Raw genomic sequence first — 19,293 nt, 5'->3', positions numbered from 1 at the left:
GTGGATCGCACTGCCCAGCTCACAGCCCTCCCCGTGGAGCACCACCTCGTATACGATCCGCCGTCCTTGTCAGGTTCGCTGCACCTCAGGGCGGCTGCCGTACTCGAAGGGAACTGGACGGGAGCCTCCACGGTCCCCTCTCGTGGTCTGTATCCGCACCAGTGGTCCTGGGACTCCGCGTTCATCGCGATCGGCCTGCGGCACCTCTCGCCGCTGCGGGCACAGACGGAGCTGGAGACCCTGCTCGCCGCCCAGTGGGGCGACGGCCGTATCCCGCACATCGTCTTCAACCCCTCCGTACCGCTCGACGCGTACTTCCCGAGCCCCGACTTCTGGCGCTCCTCGACCGCGGGGCACACCGCGGGCGCCCCGCGCACCGTACAGACCTCGGGCATCGTGCAGCCACCGGTGCACGCGCTCGCCGCCTGGCTGGTGCACTGCGCGGACCCGGGCCTGTCCCGCGCACGCGGCTTCCTGGCGGGTGTCTACCCCCGGCTGGCCGCCTGGCACCGCTATCTGCTGCACCGACGCGATCTGGGCGGGGGCGGGCTCGCGTCCGTGGTGCACCCCTGGGAACAGGGTATGGACAACAGCCCTTGCTGGGACGCCCCGTTGAGCCGGATCACCCCCGCCCCGGCCCGCTCCTTCCGCCGCGCCGACCTCGACCACGGGGCCGCCGAGGACCGGCCCACGGACCTCGACTACGGCCGTTACGTGCGTCTCGCGACGGACTACCGGGACGGCGAATACGCGGACGGGGCAAGCGAGTTCGCGGTGGAGGACCCTTCGTTCAACGCCCTGCTCATCGCCTCCGAGCACGCACTCGCCCGTATCGCACGGGAGTTGGGCGCCACCGGCACGGCCCGGCACGCACGCGCGGAACGGCTGACCGGCGTCCTGATCGAGCGGCTCTGGGACCCGGCGGAGGGCATGTTCTTCTGCCGCGACGTGCGCGGCGACGGCCTCATTCCCGAGCGGAGCGTCTCCGGCCTGATCCCGCTGCTCCTCCCCGACCTGCCCCGGGACATCGCCGCGGCACTCGTCCGTACGGCGTCCGGCCCGCACTTCGGGCTCGGCGACACCACGCGACTCCCGCCCAGCTACGACCTGTTGGGCGAGGCCTTCGATCCGCACCGGTACTGGCGCGGCCCGGCCTGGTTCAACACGAGCTGGCTGCTGGAGCGCGGCCTGCGGCTGCACGGCGAGCGGCCGAGAGCGGACGCGCTGCGCGACGCCGTCCTGGAGACGGCCACCGCCACCGACTTCGCCGAGTACGTCGACCCGTACGACGGCGAGGCGTGCGGCGCGACCGGCTTCAGCTGGACCGCCGCGCTGACCCTGGATCTGCTCCACGAGCCCCCCGGGCACGGCGTGTCCGGCACGGGCCTCGGCACGTTCGACATGAGTGGCACAGAAGTCAAGGGCGCCAAGAGAATCAAGGGAGGGGACCGGGGATGACGGACCGGCATCATCTGCTCGTGCACGGCGGGACGTTCGCAGCCGTGGGCGACGGCGGGGACATCAGCGGCGTACGGGGCGGCAGTTCCCCGGACGGGTTATTCGTACGGGACGCCCGGCACCTGAGCCGCTGGCAGTTGACGGTCGATGGCGCGGTGCCGGAGGCGCTGACACCGGTGGCCGACGGGGACATGGCGCGCTGTGTCCTGGTCCCACGCGGCGGGCGCCAGGAGCCGCCCGCGCACACGCTCTTCCGTGAACAGGCCGTCGGCGACGGCTCGTTCGTCGAGTCGCTGAAGGTGACCAGCAACCGGCCGGTGCCGACCACGGTCCGGCTCGCGGTCACCGCGGACGCCGACTTCACCGACCAGTTCGAACTCCGCTCCGACCACCGCACCTACGCGAAGACCGGCGCCACCCGCTCCCGCCAAGTCCTGGACGACGGCGTGGAGTTCGCCTACCAGCGCGGCGAATGGCGATCCTGTACGACGGTCACGGCCGAGCCCGCCCCCGACGGCGTCGAGGAGACCGGCACCGGCGCCCGCCGCATGGTGTGGACCCTGGACCTCGAACCGCACGGCACCGCCGAGCTGGCCCTGCGGGTGATGGCCCGCCCGCACGGCGACAAGCGGGCCCTGCGGGTACCGCGCTCACCCTCCGCCCTGAACGAGCAACTCCTCGCGCTGGAGGGCGAGTACGCCCAGGGCGTCTCCTTCCCCACCGGCTGGCCGGAGCTGGCCGCCGCCTGCGCGCGAGGTCTGTCGGACCTGGCCTCGCTCCAGGTCCCGGCGACGGGCCCCGACGGCGAGGAGCTGCGCGTACCGGCGGCGGGCGCCCCCTGGTTCCTGACCCTCCTGGGCAGGGACGCCCTCCTGACCTCGCTCTTCGCGCTCCCCTACCGCCCCCAACTCGCCGCCGCCACACTGCCGGCGCTCGCCGCGACCCAGGCGACGGCGGTCGGCCCCGAGTCGGTGTCGCAGCCCGGCAAGATCGTGCACGAGGTGCGGCACGGCGAGCTGGCGCACTTCGGGCAGGTGCCGTACGGGCGCTACTACGGCTCGGTCGACGCGACCCCGCTGTTCCTGGTGCTGCTCGGCGCGTATGTCGAGCAGACCGGCGACACGGCACTCGCCCGGCGCCTGGAGCCCAACGCCCGTGCCGCCATCGGCTGGATGCTGGACCACGGCGGTCTGACCTCGCGCGGCTATCTGGTCTACCGCGCCGACCAGGGCGGCCTGGCCAACCAGAACTGGAAGGACTCCCCCGGCGCCATCTGCGGGGCCGACGGCACCCGCGCAAGCGGTCCCGTGATGGCGGCGGGGGCCCAGGGGTACGCGTACGACGCGCTGCGCCGCACCGCGTGGGTGGCGCGGACGGTGTGGGAGGACGAGACGTACGCGGCCCTCCTGGAGCAGGCGGCGTCCGACCTGCGGGACCGTTTCCAGCAGGACTTCTGGATGCGGGACCACTCGTTCCCGGCGCTGGCGCTGGACGGGGAGGGCCGCCAGGTGGACGCGCTGGCCTCGGACGCGGGCCATCTCCTCTGGTCCGGGCTCCTGGACAAGGAGTACGGCGAACTGGTCGGCCGCAGGCTCCTGGAGCCGGACTTCTTCTCCGGCTGGGGCGTCCGCACGCTCGCCTCCGGCCAGGCGGCGTACCACCCGCTGTCGTACCACCGGGGTTCGCTCTGGCCGCACGACAACGCGCTGATCACGCTGGGCCTTTCGCGCTACGGCCTGCACGACGAGGCCCGTACGGTCGCGCACGCGCTGGTCGACGCGGCGACCGCGGCCGGCCACCGCCTCCCGGAGGTCCTCGCGGGCTACGGCCGCGACACCCACCCGGAGCCGGTCCCCTACCCGCACGCGTGCGTGCGGGAGTCCAGGTCGGCGGCGGCTCCGCTGGCGCTGCTCACGGCGGTAGGGGGCGCGTGACGCAACGGTGATAAGCCGTTTGCCGGGTGTTTGCCCAGTTCCGTGAACGGGCGCATGAGGCAACTCGTACGGAATGACGGCGGCCCTGCCTCCCCAGTTCGGGCCGCCACTCCGACTACGGGCTCCTCATGGAAGGACCTTCGGGTTGCCTCAGCACACGAGCACACGCCAGTCACCGAACACGGCCGGGGCAGCCGATGGCCAGGTTCCGCCGCCGGACACCGGCAGCGACATCAGCGACGACGTCGACATCGACGTCGACACGGAGCCGACGCCGGGCGACGCGACAGCGATACCGAGCGCGGCCGGGGACGAGGTTGAGGCCGGGACCGAGCCAGTCGTAGAGACTCCGGCCGAGACCGGGAAGGCCGTAGAAGCTCCCGCCGAAGCCTCGGCGGAGGCCGCGCCCCAAACCAAGTCCGAGGCAGCAGAGCCCGAGTCGCCCGAGAACACCGACATCACCGACACCGACGCGGGCACCGACGCCAACGACTCCGAGGAGCCCGGCACCGAAGCCGACGCCGACGCCCCGACCGCAACGGACCCCGAAGCCCCCGCCCTCGAAGCCCCCGCCTCGGACACCACCCCCGCCGCCACCCCCCGCCCCTCCCGCCCGGGCCCCCGCACCTGGAGCAGTCGGCTGGGCCTGCGGCGGCGTGTGCGGAGCTGGCGGGAGAAGCACCCCGTCGCCGCTCGTGTCGTCTCCTGGACCGTCACCGTGCTCGCCGCCGCCATCGTCTACGTCTGCCTGCAGATGCCGACCACGCTGAACAGCCTGAAGCCCGCAGAGTTCATGCGGCTGCCGGCGGAGGCGATCATGGGGGCCGTCGTCCTGATGAGCCTGCCGCGCCGGCCGCGGATCGTGCTGGCGGCGTTCTGCGGCGCGCTGACCGCCGTCGTGGCGATCCTGAACATGCTCGACATGGGCTTCAACGAATACCTGGGCCGGGGCTTCAACGTCGTCCTGGACTGGAGCCTGTTCGCCGACGCCCGCGGCTATCTCTCGGACACGCTCGGCGGGACGGTCACGTCCGTCCTCACGGTCGGTGTCATCGTCTTCGTCCTGCTGCTGATCGTCCTGGTCGCGCTGGCCACGGTCCGGCTCAGCAACCTGCTGGCCGGCCACAAGGCGCAGGCGTCCCGGGGCGCGCTGATCGCCGGCACCGCCTGGATCACCTGCACGGCCTTCGGCTTCCAGGTCTCCGGCGTGCCGCTCGCCGCGGACCACACCGCCGCGATCCTCAAGCTCCGCACCGTGGCGATCCGCAACACCCTGCGCGACGAGGCGGAGTTCGAGAAGGTCGCCAAGGTCGACGCCTTCGGCAACACCCCGGGCAGCCAGCTCGTCCCGGACCTGCGCGGCAAGGACATGATCTTCACCTTCATCGAGAGCTACGGCCGCAGCGCGATCGAGGACCCGATCATGGCGCCCGGTGTCGACGAGACCCTCGCAGCCGACACCAAGGCCCTGTCGAAGGCCGGTTTCGCCGCGAAGAGCGGCTGGCTGACCTCGGCGACCTACGGCGGCAGCAGCTGGCTCGGCCACTCCACCACCATGTCGGGGCTGTGGGTCAACAACCAGCAGCGCTACCGCACGGTGATGGCCAGCGACCACCTGAGCCTGACCGACGCCTTCAAGAAGACCGGCGACTACGACACCGTCGGCGTGATGCCGGGTATTCAGAAGGGCTGGCCGGAGCAGAGCTTCTACGGCCTCGACAAGGTCTACAACGCCTTCCAACTGGGCTACAGGGGACCGAAGTTCAGCTGGTCGACAATGCCCGACCAGTACGCCCTTGAGCAGTTCCAGAAGCAGGTGCACAGCAAGCCGCGCGCCGACGGCAAGTCGCTGATGTCGATGATCATCCTGACGTCGAGCCACCAGCCCTGGGCGCCGATCCCGAAGCTCGTCCCCTGGGACCGACTGGGCAACGGTTCGGTCTTCGACGCGATCGAGAAGGCCGGCAACAAGGCCTCCGACGTCATCTCCGACACCACCAAGTCCCGCCAGGAGTACGGCAAGTCGATCCAGTACTCGGTGAACTCCCTCACCCAGTGGCTGGAGCGCTACGGCAACGACAACACCGTGCTGGTCTTCCTCGGCGACCACCAGCCGATCGCCCGGGTCAGCGGCAACCACGCCAGCCGTGACGTGCCGATCTCGATCGTCGCCAAGGATCCCAAGGTCCTTGCGAAGATCGACAGTTGGAACTGGACGGACGGCCTGCGCCCCGCGCACGACGCCCCGGTATGGAAGATGAGCGCCTTCCGCGACAAGTTCCTCACGGCGTACGGCTCGACGCCCCATCCGAAGACGAACTAGCCGCCCGAGGTGTCGAGTTCGGCGTCCTCGCCGATCCCCGCGCAGTCGTACGGGTCCTTCAGCCAACCGTCGGGCAGCACCACCCTGTTGTTGCCCGACGTACGGCCGCGGGGCCCGTCGGCGCCGACCGGCCAGGGCTGGTCGAGGTCCAACTCGTCGAGGCCGGAGCGGAGTTCGGTGAGGGACGAGGTGATGGCGAGGCGCTTGCGCATCTCGCTGCCGACCGCGAAGCCCTTCAGGTACCAGGCGACGTGCTTGCGGAAGTCGATGACCCCGCGCGCCTCGTCGCCGATCCACTCGCCGAGCAGCGTCGCGTGCCGCACCATGATGTCGGCGACCTCGCGCAACGACGGCTTCAGACTGCATCCATCAGTGCCTCCGGCACGGGCCTGTTCACGTCCTTCGAACGCGGCCACGAGATCGGCGAACAGCCACGGCCGCCCCAGGCACCCGCGCCCGACCACGACCCCGTCGCACCCGGTCTCGCGCACCATCCGCACCGCGTCCTGCGCCGACCAGATGTCGCCGTTGCCGAGCACGGGGATCTCCGGCACATGCTCCTTCAGCCGGGCGATGGCGTCCCAGTCGGCGGTGCCGCCGTAGTGCTGGGCGGCGGTACGGCCGTGCAGGGCGATCGACGTGACGCCCTCCTCGACGGCGATGCGGCCCGCGTCGAGGAAGGTGATGTGGTCGTCGTCGATGCCCTTGCGCATCTTCATGGTGACGGGCAGGTCCCCGGCCCCGCTGACGGCCTCCTTGAGGATCGCCCGCAGCAGGTTCCGCTTGTACGGCAGCGCGGAGCCGCCGCCCTTGCGGGTGACCTTCGGCACCGGGCAGCCGAAGTTGAGGTCGATGTGGTCGGCCAGGTCCTCCTCCACGATCATGCGGACGGCCTTGCCGACGGTCGCCGGGTCCACGCCGTACAGCTGGATCGAGCGCGGCTTCTCGGTCGCGTCGAAGTGGACCAGCTGCATGGTCTTCTCGTTGCGCTCGACCAGCGCCCGCGTCGTGATCATCTCGCTGACGAACAGACCCTTACCTCCACTGAACTCCCTGCACAGGGTGCGGAAAGGCGCGTTGGTGATCCCGGCCATGGGGGCCAGGACGACGGGCGGCGAGACGGTGTGCGGGCCGATCCGCAAGGGCGACACGGGCGAGGCGACGGGCGTGGACATTGCTCCATTGTGGCGTACCGCCAGAGATCATGTATCGGTAATTAGTTAGACGCACTATCGAGTTTCGCGTACGCTGGTTCGCATGCCCGAGCTCAGCCACCGTCGCCGCATGCTGGTGCTCGCGATCTGCTGCATGAGTCTGCTGATCGTGAGCCTGGACGTCACCATCCTGAACGTCGCCCTGCCCGCGATGCAGACCGATCTCCACGCGAGCACCTCCGGTCTGCAGTGGACGATCGACGCGTACACCCTGGTCCTCGCCTCCCTGCTGATGCTGGCGGGCTCCACGGCCGACCGCATCGGCCGCAAGCGGGTCTTCATCGTCGGCCTGGTGGTCTTCAGTCTGGGCTCGCTGCTCTGCTCCCTCGCGCCCGACCTGGACGCGCTGATCTGGTTCCGCATGATCCAGGCGGTCGGCGGCTCGATGCTCAACCCGGTCGCCATGTCGATCATCACCAACACCTTCACCGAGCCGCGCGAGCGGGCCCGGGCGATCGGCGTGTGGGGTGCGGTCGTCGGCATATCGATGGCCGCCGGACCGCTGATCGGCGGGCTGCTCGTGGACTCGGTCGGCTGGCGCTCGATCTTCTGGATCAACCTGCCGGTGGGCGTGGCCGCGCTGCTGCTCACACTGAAGTTCATTCCCGAGTCCCGCGCGCCCAAGGCCCGCCGGGCCGACCCGGTCGGCCAGCTCCTGGTGATCGCGCTGTTCGGCTCGCTGACGTACGCGATCATCGAGGCGCCGGACTCCGGGTTCACCGCGATCCTGCCGTTCGCGATCCTCGCGCTGGTCGCTCTCGCCGGTCTGCTCTGGTACGAGCCGCGGCGCGACGAACCCCTCATCGACCTGCGCTTCTTCCGCTCCGCGCCGTTCAGCGGGGCCACGGTGATCGCCATCAGCGCGTTCTCGGCGCTGGGCGGCTTCCTGTTCCTGTCCACGCTGTATCTGCAGAACGTGGTCGGTCTGGACGCGCTGCACGCCGGACTGTGGATGCTGCCGATGGCGGTGCCGACGTTCCTGTGCGCGCCGGTCTCCGGGCGGCTGGTGGGCAGTCGGGGTCCCCGGATACCCCTCCTGATCGCGGGCTCCGCGATGACCGTGAGCGCGCTGCTGTTCGCCGGGTTCGAGGCGGAGACGTCCAACGTCTCGCGCTTCATCGGGTACTTGCTGTTCGGCATCGGCTTCGGCTTCGTGAACGCGCCGATCACCAACACCGCGGTGTCCGGGATGCCGCGGGCACAGGCGGGAGTCGCGGCGGCCGTCGCCTCCACGAGCCGGCAGCTGGGGCAGACCCTCGGGGTCGCGGTGGTCGGCGCGGTGCTGGCCTCCGGGGTCGGATCGTCGTCGTACAAGGACACATTCGTGTCGGCGGCGCGTCCCGGGTGGTGGATTCTCGTGGTGTGCGGTCTGGCCGTGCTGGTGCTGGGGGCGGTGACCAGCGGTGCCTGGGCGCGGCGGACCGCCGAGCGGACGGCGGAGAAGCTGTCGTCCGTCGAGGTGCGCGAGGCGGCCGGGATCACCGCGTAGGAGCTGCCCGGCCGCGTGATCCTTCCGTTGGCAGCCGCCGGCGATTTCAGCAAATTGAACAGATGCCCGATGCGATGGTCATGCGCTACTCGGGGTGGACGTTCTCGTTCGACGGCCGGTCGCTGACCCTCACCCGACGCGGGACACTCTGGCGCGGTGGACGACCCGGGCTGGGAAGAGGTCGTACAGGAGCTGCGGCGGGGCCGGGAGTTCATGACCCTGAGCAGCAACCCGAGCTACAACCGGTCGGGATACCCGAGGCTTTGACGCGGTGGAGGCAGCCCGGCCTCACTTCTCCAGTGCGATCGCGTGCAGCCTCTCCAGGCGCTGCCTCGACTCCTCGTCCACGGGCGCGTACGTCACCATCCGCGGGCCCCTCGAAGGGCCCAGCCACAGGTCGGTGTGGTCGACCGTGAGGCGGCCGACGTGGGCGTTGCGGAACTCCTTGCGGCGGGGGCTGGCGCCCAGCACCTCGTGGCGGTCCCAGACCTCGCAGAACTCGGGGGAGGTGTGCAGCCGCTTGAGCAGGGTCTTCCAGGTGGGGTCGGCGAGATGGTCGGCCATCGAGCCCCGGAAGCGGGCGGCCATCAGCCGCTGGGTCTTCTCCAGGTGCACGATCGAGGACCGCCACTCCTCGTGCGTGTAGGAGAGGATCATGCAGTTGCGGTCCTCGGGCGGCACCGCGTCCAGGTCGCACAGCAGCATTCCGTAGGTGCGGTTGTAGGCGAGGATGTCGTACCGGGCGTTCTGGAGGCAGGCCGGGATGGGGTCGAGCTGGTCCAGCATCGACTGGAGGGCGGGGGTGACCACCGGGCAGTCGGCGGCCGGCTGCGGATCGATCGCGTCGGCCAGCTGGAACAGGTGGGTGCGCTCACTGCGGTCGAGCAGCAGGGTGCGGGCCAGTGCGTCGAGGACCTGTACGGAGACCTGGATGTCCCGGGCCTGTTCCAGCCACGTGTACCAGGTGACGCCGACCGCGGCGAGCTGCGCGACCTCCTCGCGGCGCAGCCCCGGCGTACGGCGCCGGGTGCCGCGCGGCAGGCCGACCTGCTCGGGAGCGATGTGCTCGCGGCGGTGACGCAGGAACGCGGCGAGTTCATGGCGCCGGACCGTCGACGCGGTCTGCGAAGCCGCCGTTCGCGCCGCCCCTGTCACTGTCGCCGTTTCCTGTGCCATGGTCGTCATCACCCCAGTCTGCCGCCGCGCGGACCCTGTTTCCAGGTAGTCCTGCTACCAGGATAAGGACACTCTGGTACCAGTCTGGCGGGAGGCGCAGGCTCGTCGGCGTGACCGAAACCATCACTTCCCGCACCGTCCGATCCCCGGCGGCGCCACCCGTGCTCGGCGGCCTCGGACTGTTCACGGTGCTGCTGGCCGCGGCGCTGCCCCTCATCGACTTCTTCATCGTCAACGTGGCCCTGCCGACCATCGGCAGGGACCTCTCGGCGAGCGAGGCCGTCCTCGAACTCGTCGTCGCCGGCTACGGAGTCTCGTACGCCGTGCTGCTCGTCCTCGGCGGCCGGCTCGGCGACCTGTTCGGGCGCCGCCGGCTCTTCCTGGGCGGGATGGCCGCCTTCGGCGTGACCTCGCTGGCCTGCGGCCTCGCGCCCACCGCCTGGACGCTGGTCGCCGCGCGGATCGCCCAGGGCGCGGCCTCCGCCGCGATGCTCCCGCAGGTCCTCGCCACCATCCAGGCCGCGACCCAGGGCCCGCGCCGCGCCAAGGCGATGGGCCTGTACGGCGCGACGGCCGGCCTCGCCATGGTGGCAGGGCAGATCCTCGGCGGGGTCCTGGTCGCAGCAGACATAGCCGGTACCGGCTGGCGCGCGGTGTTCCTGGTGAACGTGCCGGTCGTCATCGTCGGACTGGTCCTGGCCGCCAAGGTCGTACCGGAGACGCGTTCCCAGCACCCGGAGCCGGTGGACGTGCCCGGCACCTTCCTGCTGGCCGCGTCGCTGCTGGCGCTGCTGGTGCCGCTGACCGAGGGCCGGGCGGCGGGCTGGCCGCTGTGGACGTGGCTGTCGCTGGCCGCGTTCCCGGGGATCGTGTCCGCGTTCTACGCGGTGGAGCGCAGGGCGGACCGGCAGGGCCGTACGCCGCTGGTGCCGCCGAGTCTGCTGGCGCTGACCTCGCTGCGGCGCGGGTTGATGATCGTCCTGCCGCTGTCGATCGGCTTCAGCGGTTTCATGTTCGTGATCGCGGTGGCGCTGCAGCGCGGCGCGGACCTGGGCCCGGTCGCGGCGGGCCTGGCGCTCGCCCCGATGGCCGTGGCGTTCTTCCTGGTCTCGCTCGCCGGGCCGCGCCTGGTGACCCGGTACGGCACCCGGGTCGTGGCGGCGGGTTCGGTCGTGCAGGGGGTGGGCGTGGGGCTGATCGTGCTGGCCGCGTGGCGCTCCTGGCCGGACCTCGGCTTCGTCGAACTGCTGCCGGGGATGGCGGTCGCGGGCGTCGGTCAGGCGCTCCAACTGCCCATCATCTTCCGGATCATCCTGTCCGAGGTGCCGCCCGCGCGGGCCGGTGTGGGCGCCGGCGTGATGGTGACCACCCAGCAGTCGGCGCTGGCGCTGGGCGTGGCCACGCTCGGCACGCTCTTCCTGTCGCTGATCCCGGGCATGGGTATGCGGGACGCCCTGGTGACAACGCTGTTGGTGCAGCTGGCGGGTGTGGTGCTGACCGGGCTGCTCAGCCTGCGGCTGCCGCGCGCGATCGGCTGAAAGCCGGACGAACCACCGGATGACATGTTCACAGCTTGGACAACTCGCCGTGAATTGGGCCCCGTTGATGTTGGTCTTGCTGCACACTCCTTGCCGGAGACTCCTGAGCGGAGGCGAGGCGCATGTTGCAGATCAACACGAGCAAGGTGAGCCGCTGGGACCAGCACGGGCGGGAACATGTCGTCCGCGTGGAGCGCAAGGGTGCGCAGCGCACGATCAAGTGCGACACCTGCGGCTGGAAGAAGAGCGCGCAGTTCCTGCCCTGGCTGAAGGCGGAGGAACATCTGGCCGAGGAGCACCAGGCGACGGTGGACCCGTCCGACAAGTGACCGGGGAGCGATGAGTTCGCGAGGCGAGGAGAGTCGTATCAGACGTATCCGATGCGACTCCCCGGACCGGAAGGCCGACCGATGAGTTCTCTCCACGACACCCTGCGACAACGCGTCGACGACGGCACCGTGCCGGGGGCGGTGGGCCTGGTGGCCCGCGGCGACGACGTCGAGGTGGTGGCCGTGGGCTCCGCCGACGTCGAAGGCACCGCGCCGATGTCCCGCGACTCGATCTTCCGGATCGCGTCGATCAGCAAGCCGATCACGGCGGCGGCGGTGCTGACGCTGGTGGAGGACGGGCGGCTGGCGCTGGACACCCCGGTGGCGGAGTGGCTGCCGGAGCTGGCGAAGCCGACGGTGGTCCGGATGCCGTCCTCGCCGGTCGAGGACGTCGTGCCCGCGGACCGGCCCGTCACCGTCGAGGACCTGCTGAGCTTCCGGGCCGGGTGGGGATTCCCGGACGACTTCTCGCTGCCGGCCGTCCAGACGCTGCTGGCGTTCCAGCAGGACGGCCGTGCACCCTACCTCCAGCCCGGCCCCGACGAGTGGCTGGCCGCCCTGTCCCGGATCCCGATGGTGCGCCAGCCGGGCGCCGCGTGGCTCTACAACACCTGCTCGGACCTCCAGGGCGTCCTGGTCGCCCGCGCCTCGGGCTCGTCCTTCCCCGACTTCCTGGCGGAGCGGTTCTTCGGGCCGCTGGGGATGATGGACACGGCGTTCATGGTCCCGGAGTCGAAACGGGACCGCTTCACCACCGCCTACACCCCGGGCGAACACGGCTCCCTGAAGCAGTCGGACACCCCGGACGGCGGTTTCAGCCGGCCCCCGGCCTTCCCCTCGGGCGCCGGCGGCCTGGTCTCCACGGCCGACGACCTCCTTGCCTTCGGCCGGATGCTCGCGCGCAACGGCACGGCACCGGACGGCACCCCGGTCCTCTCTCCCGCCTCCGTGAGCCGCATGACCACCAACCACCTCACGGCCGCCCAGCGCGAGGCCGCGACCCTCTTCCTGGAGGGCCAGGGCTGGGGCTACGGCGGCCAGGTCGACGTCACCCCGGTCGACCCGTGGAACGTCCCCGGCCGCTACGGCTGGGTCGGCGGCACCGGTACCACGGCCCACATCGTCCCGCCGACGGGCACGGTCACGATCCTGCTGACCCAGGTAGCGATGACGGGCCCGACACCGACACCGCTGATGCGGGAGTTCTGGCGGTGCGCGGCCCGGAGCTAGGCCTGACCGGAGAACCTCTCCGGCCGGAAGTCCGCGAGCAGTTCGTCCCTCTCCCCGCCGAGGATCTCCGCGGCGAGCAGCCGGCCGAGCACGGGCCCGAGCGTGATGCCGCTGTGGGAGACGGCCTCGTAGTAGCCCGGCACGGACGGTACCGCTCCCACCGAGGGGAATCCGTCGGCCGGGATGGGCCGGAAGGCCACCCGGGTCCCGGTGACGCGGGAGTCGGCGAGCTGGGGAACGACCTGCCGTGCCGATGCGTGGAGCAGCCGGGCGAGTTCCGCGGGATCCTCCTCGCCGGTGTCGATGAGTGCGTCGATCTCGCGGCTGTGCAGGACCATCGATCCGTCTCCGTCGGGGCGGATCTCGATGTGGGGCGCGTGCATGGCCCGGTGGATCGGGACCGGGGCACAGGCGATCCGGGTGACGACCCCGGGTTCCCGGCGCATCGGCAGGTCCCGTGCGACGAGCCCGGCGATGCGGGAGGCGCTGGGGCCCGCCGCGTTCACCACGGCATCCACGTCGAGAACACTCCCGTCGGACAGGGCGACGGTCCGGACGCTTCCGTCGGCAGCGGTACCGATGTCATGGACCTCAGTGCTGGACCTCAACTCGGCGCCGGCCGCGACCGCTTGGCCGACCAGGCGGCCGACGAGACGGCGGCCGTGCACCCAGGCCTCGTCGGGGTAGAGCACGACGGAAACCTCGTCGGGCAGCGCGAGAGCCGGTTCGAGGCGGCGGCGCACCTCGGCCCCGGTGGACAGTTCGATCCGATAGCCCCAACCGGCCAGCAGCTCCGCCGTTCTCAGGAACCGCGCCTCCGCCGCCGGATCGTCCGCCCAGCGCAGATGGCCGCTGGGAAACCACCACGCGTCCGGCCCGATGGTCGCCGCCAGCTCGCGGTGCGCCGCCATGCCCGCGACATTCAGGTCGAAGTAGGACCTGCGCACGGTCTTGTTGCTGGCGTTGACCCACGAGAAGGACCAGTCGGTGACGCCTTCGCCCGGCCGGCCCGCGTCGACGAGAACCACCTCGGCACCCTGCCTGGACAGGTTCCAGCCCACGCAGGCTCCGAGGACGCCCACTCCGATGACGGCAACGCGTCGAGGCCGCTCCATGGACCCGATTTCCATGGACCCGATTGTCAGCCCCGCAGACCCCGCACCAACAGGTCCACGACCGCCTCGAACTCCGCCTGCGCGCCCGGCCGTTCCCACTCCTTGGCGTAACCCGGATCGTGGAAGCGGCCCGTGGCCTGGAAGACGGCGGTGGCGGCGGTGAGGGGGTCGGAGGTGGTGAACGCGCCGGTGTCCACGCCCGCTTGGATGATCCGGGTCAACTGCCCGGTCAGCTCGGTGAGATGGTCACTGACGACTCCGCCGTGCTCGGTCACCAGCACGCTGTAGGTGGCGAACAGCTCCGGATCGGCGCCCGCCTTGCGCCGCTTGGCCGCGAAGAGCCCCGCGAGCCAGTCGCGCAGCCGGGTCTCCGGATCCCGGTCGGTCCCCTCGACGATCCCGGACAGCGTCTCGGCCGTCCGGTCCAGCCAGCGCTGGGTGACCGCCTCCCGCAGCGCCGCCTTCGTGCGGAAGTGCCGGTAGACCGTGCCATGGCTGACGCCGAGCGCGCGGGCCACGTCCACCACGGTCGCCTTCGCGGGGCCGTGGCGGCGCAGCACCTCCTCGGTCGCTTCGAGGATGCGCTCGGCGGTCAGGGTCTCGCTCGCTGCCATGGAGAAGACCGTACCCGCAGGCCGGATCAGCGCTCGCTGTCGAGATGCGCCATCGCGGCGGCCGGGTACCGCTCGCCGAGCGCCGCGTCAGCCGGTACGGCCGCCTCGATCGCGGCCAGGTCCGCCGCGTCGAGTACGACGTCCAGCGCGCCCAGCGACTCCGTCAGCCGCTCCCGGGTGCGGGCGCCGATCAGCGGCACGATGTCCTCGCCCCGGGACAGCACCCAGGCGATGGCGATCTGCGCGACGGTGACGCCCTTCTGCTCGGCGATCTTCCGCAACTGCTCGACCAGGCCCAGGTTGTGCTGGAGGTTGTCGCCCTGGAAGCGCGGTGAGTACGCCCGGAAGTCGCTCGCGCCGAGCTGCCGGTCGGCGGTGAAGTGCCCGGAGATCAGCCCCCGGGACAGCACGCCGTACGCGGTGACGGAGATGCCCAGTTCACGGGTGGTCGGCAGGATGCGGTCCTCGATGCCCCGGGTGATCAGCGCGTACTCCAGCTGGACGTCCGCGATGGGCGCGACGGCGGCGGCCCGGCGGATCGTGTCGGCGCCCGCCTCGCTGAGGCCGATGTGCCGGACGTAGCCCTGCTCGACCAGTTCGGCGATCGCGCCGACCGTCTCCTCGATCGGTACGTCCGGGTCGACCCGGGCGATCCGGTACACGTCGATGTGGTCGACGCCGAGGCGCTGGAGGGAGTAGGCGGCGAAGTTCTTGACGGCGCCGGGCCGCCCGTCGTAGCCGTACCAACCGCCGTCCGGACCGCGCAGGGCCCCGAACTTGACGCTGGTGAGGGCCTGTTCGCGAAGGGCGGCGGGGGCGGCGCGCAGGGCCTCGCCGATCAGCATCTCGTTGTGGCCCATGGCGTAGAAGTCGCCGGTGTCGAGGAGCGTCACGCCCGCTTCGAGGGCGGCGTGGATGGTCGCGATGGACTCGCTCCGGTCCGCCTCGCCGTACAGCGCGGACATGCCCATGCAGCCGAGGCCGAGGGCGGAGACCTGGGGGCCGGTGGTACCGAGTGAGCGCGTGGGGATCGTCATGCGGACCACCTTGGCATGACAGATGACAGATTTCAATATCTGTCATTCCATACTTGTCAGATCGGAGGGCCGCCGGATCGCCTGACTGGTACAGACCTCTTGACGAAAGGTCTGGACCACGAGCAATGTCATGCATACGACACCTCACCGCACCCCCACCGGGAGGCCCCGTATGCTCCGCCGCCTGCTCACCGCCGCCCTGACCGCGGCCACCCTCGTCATCCCCCTCGGAATCGCCACCGCCCCCACCGCCTCGGCCGCCGACACCTGCGCGGTCAAGTCCCGCCCGGCCGGCAAGGTCCTCCAGGGCTACTGGGAGAACTGGGACGGCTCCGCCAACGGCGTCCACCCGCCCTTCGGCTGGACCCCGATCACCAACTCCGCGATCGCCACGCACGGTTACAACGTGATCAACGCGGCCTTCCCGGTCATCCGCTCCGACGGAACGGCCCTCTGGGAAGACGGCATGGACGCGGGAGTGAAGGTGGCCACGCCCGCCGAGATGTGCGCGGCGAAGGCGTCGGGCCAGACGATCCTGATGTCGATCGGCGGCGCGGCGGCGGGCATCGACCTCAGCTCGTCCACCGTGGCCGACAAGTTCGTCTCGACGATCGTCCCGATCCTGAAGAAGTACAACTTCGACGGCATCGACATAGACATCGAGACGGGCCTGGTCGGCAGCGGAAACATCAGCCAACTCTCCACGTCCCAGGCCAACTTGATCCGCATCATCGACGGCATCCTCGCCCAGATGCCGGCCGGCTTCGGCCTGACGATGGCCCCGGAGACCGCCTACGTCACCGGCGGCAGCATCACATACGGCTCGATCTGGGGCGCGTACCTCCCGATCGTCAAGAAGTACGCGGACAACGGCCGTCTGTGGTGGCTCAACATGCAGTACTACAACGGCAGCATGTACGGCTGCTCCGGCGACTCGTACTCGGCCGGCACGGTCGCGGGCTTCACCGCCCAGACCGACTGCCTCAACAAGGGTCTGGTCGTCCAGGGCACGACGATCAAGGTCCCGTACGACAAGCAGGTCCCGGGCCTGCCCGCCCAATCGGGCGCGGGCGGCGGCTACATGACCCCGTCACTGGTCTCCCAGTCCTGGAAGCACTACGGCACGTCCCTCAAGGGCCTGATGACCTGGTCCATCAACTGGGACGGCTCGAAGAACTGGACGTTCGGCGACAACGTGAAGGCGCTGCAAGGGCGTTGAGCCCCATGCGAAAGGCCGGACGAGCCGCTCGGCTCGTCCGGCCTTTCGTTTGAGCGGACTTGAGGCTACGCGCCGACGAGACGCCCGGCGAGGTAGCCCTCGATCTGGTCGAGCGACACCCGCTCCTGCTTCATCGAGTCGCGCTCGCGGACCGTCACCGCGTTGTCCTCGAGGGTGTCGAAGTCGACCGTCACGCAGTACGGCGTGCCGATCTCGTCCTGGCGGCGGTAGCGGCGGCCGATGGCGCCGGCGTCGTCGAACTCGATGTTCCAGTTCTGCCGGAGGGCGGCTGCGAGGCCCTTGGCCTTCGGGGACAGCTCGGGGTTGCGGGACAGCGGGAGCACCGCGACCTTCACCGGCGCCAGGCGGTGATCGAGGCGCAGTACCGTGCGCTTCTCCAACTTGCCCTTGGCGTTGGGTGCTTCGTCCTCGACGTACGCGTCGAGGAGGAACGCCAGCATCGCGCGGCCGACACCGGCGGCCGGCTCGATGACGTAGGGCGTCCAGCGCTCCTGGGCCTCCTGGTCGAAGAAGTGGAGGTCCTGGCCGGAGGCCTTGGAGTGCGCGGTGAGGTCGTAGTCGGTGCGGTTGGCGACGCCCTCCAGCTCACCCCACTCATTGCCGCCGAACTGGAAGCGGTACTCGATGTCGGCGGTGCGCTTGGAGTAGTGGGAGAGCTTCTCCTTGGGGTGGTCGTACCACCGCATGTTCTCCTCGCGCAGGCCCAGGCCGGTGTACCAGTTCCAGCGCTCCTGCATCCAGTACTCCTGCCACTTCTCGTCCTCGCCCGGCTTGACGAAGAACTCCATCTCCATCTGCTCGAACTCGCGGGTGCGGAAGATGAAGTTGCCGGGCGTGATCTCGTTGCGGAAGGACTTGCCCATCTGCGCGATGCCGAACGGCGGCTTCTTGCGCGAAGTGGTCTGCACCTGGGCGAAGTTGGTGAAGATGCCCTGGGCGGTCTCGGGGCGCAGGTAGGCGATCGAGCCGGTGTCCTGCGTCGGGCCGAGGTGGGTGGAGAGCAGGCCGGAGAACTGCTTGGGCTCGGTGAACTGGCCCTTGTTGCCGCAGTTGGGGCAGTTGACGTCGGCCAGGCCGTTCTCGGGGGCGCGGCCGTGCTTGGCCTCGTACGCCTCCTCCAGGTGGTCCGCACGGAACCGCTTGTGACAGGAGGTGCACTCGGTCAGCGGGTCGGAGAAGGTGGCGACGTGGCCGGAGGCGACCCACACCTCGGGGGCCAGGATCACGGACGAGTCGATACCGACCACGTCCTCGCGCGACGTCACCATGTAGCGCCACCACTGGCGCTTCAGGTTCTCCTTGAGCTCGACACCCAGGGGTCCGTAGTCCCAGGCGGCCTTCTGGCCGCCGTAGATCTCACTGCACGGGTAAACGAAGCCACGGCGCTTGCTCAGGCTGACGATGGTGTCGATCTTGTCGGCGGCCACGATGCTCTCTTCATGACGAATGGACGGTAAGGAGGGGCGGCGCGAAGCGCCTCGATGAGGGGTGGCGGTCGGGAGGACGGGCGGGCGAATGACTTAGGTTACCGGCGCCGCCCGCCCGCATATCAAATCGGTTCCGTACTCGAACCTTGTTGACAACGGTTTCCATCTCAGTTGAAAATGACTGTCATGAACGTACGACGACGCCACATATCCGGGATCGCGATAGCCGCGGCCACCGCCCTCGGCCTCGGGACCCTCTCCGCCTGCTCCGACAGCGCGGCGGCCGCCAACACGGACAAGTTCGACGTCGTCGCGTCGTTCTACCCGCTGCAGTACCTCGCCGAGCAGATCGGCGGCAGTCACGTCCACGTCACCAGCCTCACCAAGCCCGGCCAGGAACCGCACGACCTGGAGATCAGCGCGCAGCAGACCGCCGCGCTCGGCGAGTCCGACGCGGTGCTCTACCTCAAGAACCTCCAGCCCGCCGTCGACGACGCGGTGAGTCAGTCCGGGCTCAAGACGAAGATCGACGCGGCCTCCCTGACCGCGCTGGAGAAGCACGGCAACGAGGTCGGCGGCCACGCGGCCTCCCACGACACCTCGAAGAACGGGGAACTGGCCGGCCTCGACCCCCACATCTGGCTCGACCCGGTGCGCTACGCCCAGGTCGCCGAGGGCGTCGGCAAGGCCTTCGAGAAGGCCGACCCGAAGAACGCGGCCGACTACAGGACGCGCACCGCGGCCCTGGTCAAGAAGCTGGACGCGCTCAACACCGAGTTCAGGACCGGCCTCGCCGATACCAAGACCAAGGTGTTCATCACCACCCACGCCGCCTTCGGCTACCTCGCCGAGCGCTACGGCCTCACCGAGGAGGCCATCAACGGCCTCGACCCCGAGTCGGAGCCCAGTGCCGAGCGCGTGAAGGACCTTGAGAAGATGGCCAGGGCCGACGGCGTCACCACCGTGTTCTACGAGACGCTCGTCAGCGACAAGACCGCGAAGACCGTCGCCGCCGACGCGAACCTGAAGACCGACGTCCTCGACCCCATCGAGGGCATCACCAAGAAGTCCCGCGGCACGGACTACTTCGCGGTCCAGCGGGCCAACCTCAAGGCGCTGCAGACCGCCCTGGGAAGTAAGTGACCGACACGATGAACAGCGCGGAGGAC

15 protein-coding genes are annotated in these 19,293 nt (G+C 70.2%); 9 read left to right on the top strand and 6 right to left on the bottom strand.

The features are described 5' to 3' along the window. From OH768_RS35235 to OH768_RS35225, 3 genes are all read left to right on the top strand, one after another. Positions 1-1,458 (top strand): MGH1-like glycoside hydrolase domain-containing protein, encoded by a 1,458-nt coding sequence (locus OH768_RS35235; protein WP_406459977.1) that lies wholly within the window; start codon positions 1-3, stop codon positions 1,456-1,458. Then, positions 1,455-3,392: a glycogen debranching N-terminal domain-containing protein gene (locus OH768_RS35230; protein WP_406459976.1), complete on the top strand. Its 1,938-nt coding sequence runs from the start codon at positions 1,455-1,457 to the stop codon at positions 3,390-3,392. The genes OH768_RS35235 and OH768_RS35230 overlap by 4 nt, the downstream gene beginning before the upstream one ends. Before the next feature lie 754 nt (positions 3,393-4,146). Further along, on the top strand, positions 4,147-5,715 hold the full coding sequence (locus OH768_RS35225) for a sulfatase-like hydrolase/transferase (protein ID WP_406465574.1): 1,569 nt from the start codon (positions 4,147-4,149) through the stop codon (positions 5,713-5,715). Here the strand turns inward: OH768_RS35225 and dusB are convergent. Beyond that, positions 5,712-6,890 carry a tRNA dihydrouridine synthase DusB gene (gene dusB / locus OH768_RS35220; protein ID WP_406459975.1) on the bottom strand — a complete coding sequence of 393 codons (1,179 nt, stop codon included), beginning with the start codon at positions 6,888-6,890 and terminating at the stop codon, positions 5,712-5,714. The genes OH768_RS35225 and dusB overlap by 4 nt on opposite strands. An 82-nt stretch (positions 6,891-6,972) precedes the next feature. Between dusB and OH768_RS35215 the strand changes: the two genes are divergently transcribed. Next, the gene (locus OH768_RS35215; RefSeq protein WP_406459974.1) at positions 6,973-8,418 is read left to right on the top strand and encodes an MFS transporter; all 1,446 of its coding nucleotides are present in this window, start codon (positions 6,973-6,975) and stop codon (positions 8,416-8,418) included. Between the two features lie 288 nt (positions 8,419-8,706). On the opposite strand, the gene OH768_RS35210 is transcribed toward OH768_RS35215, so the two are convergent. After that, the gene (locus tag OH768_RS35210) at positions 8,707-9,603 is read right to left on the bottom strand and encodes a helix-turn-helix transcriptional regulator (protein ID WP_406459973.1); all 897 of its coding nucleotides are present in this window, start codon (positions 9,601-9,603) and stop codon (positions 8,707-8,709) included. 101 nt (positions 9,604-9,704) lie between these two features. Here OH768_RS35210 and OH768_RS35205 point away from each other — a divergent pair, with 101 nt between their 5' ends. The 3 genes from OH768_RS35205 to OH768_RS35195 all read left to right on the top strand — a co-directional run bounded on the left by OH768_RS35205 (position 9,705) and on the right by OH768_RS35195 (position 12,691). After that, positions 9,705-11,132, top strand: a complete 1,428-nt coding sequence (locus OH768_RS35205) for an MFS transporter (protein WP_406459972.1) — start codon at positions 9,705-9,707, stop codon at positions 11,130-11,132. A 122-nt stretch (positions 11,133-11,254) separates the two neighbouring features. Then, positions 11,255-11,461, top strand: a complete 207-nt coding sequence (locus tag OH768_RS35200) for a hypothetical protein (protein ID WP_406459971.1) — start codon at positions 11,255-11,257, stop codon at positions 11,459-11,461. Positions 11,462-11,542: 81 nt separating this feature from the next. Next, the gene (locus OH768_RS35195; protein WP_406459970.1) at positions 11,543-12,691 is read left to right on the top strand and encodes a serine hydrolase domain-containing protein; all 1,149 of its coding nucleotides are present in this window, start codon (positions 11,543-11,545) and stop codon (positions 12,689-12,691) included. On the opposite strand, the gene OH768_RS35190 is transcribed toward OH768_RS35195, so the two are convergent. From OH768_RS35190 to OH768_RS35180, 3 genes are read right to left on the bottom strand one after another with little or no spacing between them, the layout of a single operon-like run. Further along, a complete protein-coding gene (locus tag OH768_RS35190; protein ID WP_406459969.1) occupies positions 12,688-13,821 on the bottom strand; it encodes an NAD(P)/FAD-dependent oxidoreductase in 1,134 nt (377 codons plus the stop codon). The genes OH768_RS35195 and OH768_RS35190 overlap by 4 nt on opposite strands. A gap of 11 nt (positions 13,822-13,832) precedes the next feature. Beyond that, a complete protein-coding gene (locus OH768_RS35185) occupies positions 13,833-14,420 on the bottom strand; it encodes a TetR family transcriptional regulator (RefSeq protein WP_406459968.1) in 588 nt (195 codons plus the stop codon). Between the two features lie 26 nt (positions 14,421-14,446). Then, on the bottom strand, positions 14,447-15,457 hold the full coding sequence (locus OH768_RS35180; protein WP_406459967.1) for an aldo/keto reductase: 1,011 nt from the start codon (positions 15,455-15,457) through the stop codon (positions 14,447-14,449). A gap of 172 nt (positions 15,458-15,629) precedes the next feature. Between OH768_RS35180 and OH768_RS35175 the strand changes: the two genes are divergently transcribed. After that, positions 15,630-16,676, top strand: coding sequence for a chitinase (locus tag OH768_RS35175; RefSeq protein ID WP_406459966.1), 1,047 nt, complete (start codon positions 15,630-15,632; stop codon positions 16,674-16,676). A 65-nt stretch (positions 16,677-16,741) separates the two neighbouring features. Here the strand turns inward: OH768_RS35175 and OH768_RS35170 are convergent, their stop codons facing one another. Next, positions 16,742-18,124, bottom strand: coding sequence for a glycine--tRNA ligase (locus OH768_RS35170; protein ID WP_406459965.1), 1,383 nt, complete (start codon positions 18,122-18,124; stop codon positions 16,742-16,744). 186 nt (positions 18,125-18,310) lie between these two features. Between OH768_RS35170 and OH768_RS35165 the strand changes: the two genes are divergently transcribed. Beyond that, positions 18,311-19,267 (top strand): metal ABC transporter substrate-binding protein, encoded by a 957-nt coding sequence (locus OH768_RS35165; protein WP_406459964.1) that lies wholly within the window; start codon positions 18,311-18,313, stop codon positions 19,265-19,267. Positions 19,268-19,293 lie beyond the last annotated feature (26 nt).

The organism is Streptomyces sp. NBC_01622, assembly GCF_045209635.1.
Taxonomy (GTDB): Bacteria; Actinomycetota; Actinomycetes; order Streptomycetales; family Streptomycetaceae; genus Streptomyces.
Note: the sequence above shows the minus strand (reverse complement) of the source record. Positions and strands in the feature narration are given on the sequence as shown.

Bases quoted from the DNA above. Each gene is read 5' to 3' on its own strand.
- OH768_RS35190 (WP_406459969.1), bottom strand. From the start codon at position 13,821: ATGGAAATCGGGTCCATGGAGCGGCCTCGACGCGTTGCCGTCATCGGA.
- OH768_RS35180 (WP_406459967.1), bottom strand. From the start codon at position 15,457: ATGACGATCCCCACGCGCTCACTCGGTACCACCGGCCCCCAGGTCTCC.
- OH768_RS35200 (WP_406459971.1), top strand. From the start codon at position 11,255: ATGTTGCAGATCAACACGAGCAAGGTGAGCCGCTGGGACCAGCACGGG.
- OH768_RS35195 (WP_406459970.1), top strand. From the start codon at position 11,543: ATGAGTTCTCTCCACGACACCCTGCGACAACGCGTCGACGACGGCACC.
- OH768_RS35165 (WP_406459964.1), top strand. From the start codon at position 18,311: ATGAACGTACGACGACGCCACATATCCGGGATCGCGATAGCCGCGGCC.
- OH768_RS35210 (WP_406459973.1), bottom strand. From the start codon at position 9,603: ATGACGACCATGGCACAGGAAACGGCGACAGTGACAGGGGCGGCGCGA.
- OH768_RS35225 (WP_406465574.1), top strand. From the start codon at position 4,147: ATGCCGACCACGCTGAACAGCCTGAAGCCCGCAGAGTTCATGCGGCTG.
- OH768_RS35175 (WP_406459966.1), top strand. From the start codon at position 15,630: ATGCTCCGCCGCCTGCTCACCGCCGCCCTGACCGCGGCCACCCTCGTC.
- OH768_RS35185 (WP_406459968.1), bottom strand. From the start codon at position 14,420: ATGGCAGCGAGCGAGACCCTGACCGCCGAGCGCATCCTCGAAGCGACC.
- OH768_RS35215 (WP_406459974.1), top strand. From the start codon at position 6,973: ATGCCCGAGCTCAGCCACCGTCGCCGCATGCTGGTGCTCGCGATCTGC.
- dusB (WP_406459975.1), bottom strand. From the start codon at position 6,890: ATGTCCACGCCCGTCGCCTCGCCCGTGTCGCCCTTGCGGATCGGCCCG.
- OH768_RS35230 (WP_406459976.1), top strand. From the start codon at position 1,455: ATGACGGACCGGCATCATCTGCTCGTGCACGGCGGGACGTTCGCAGCC.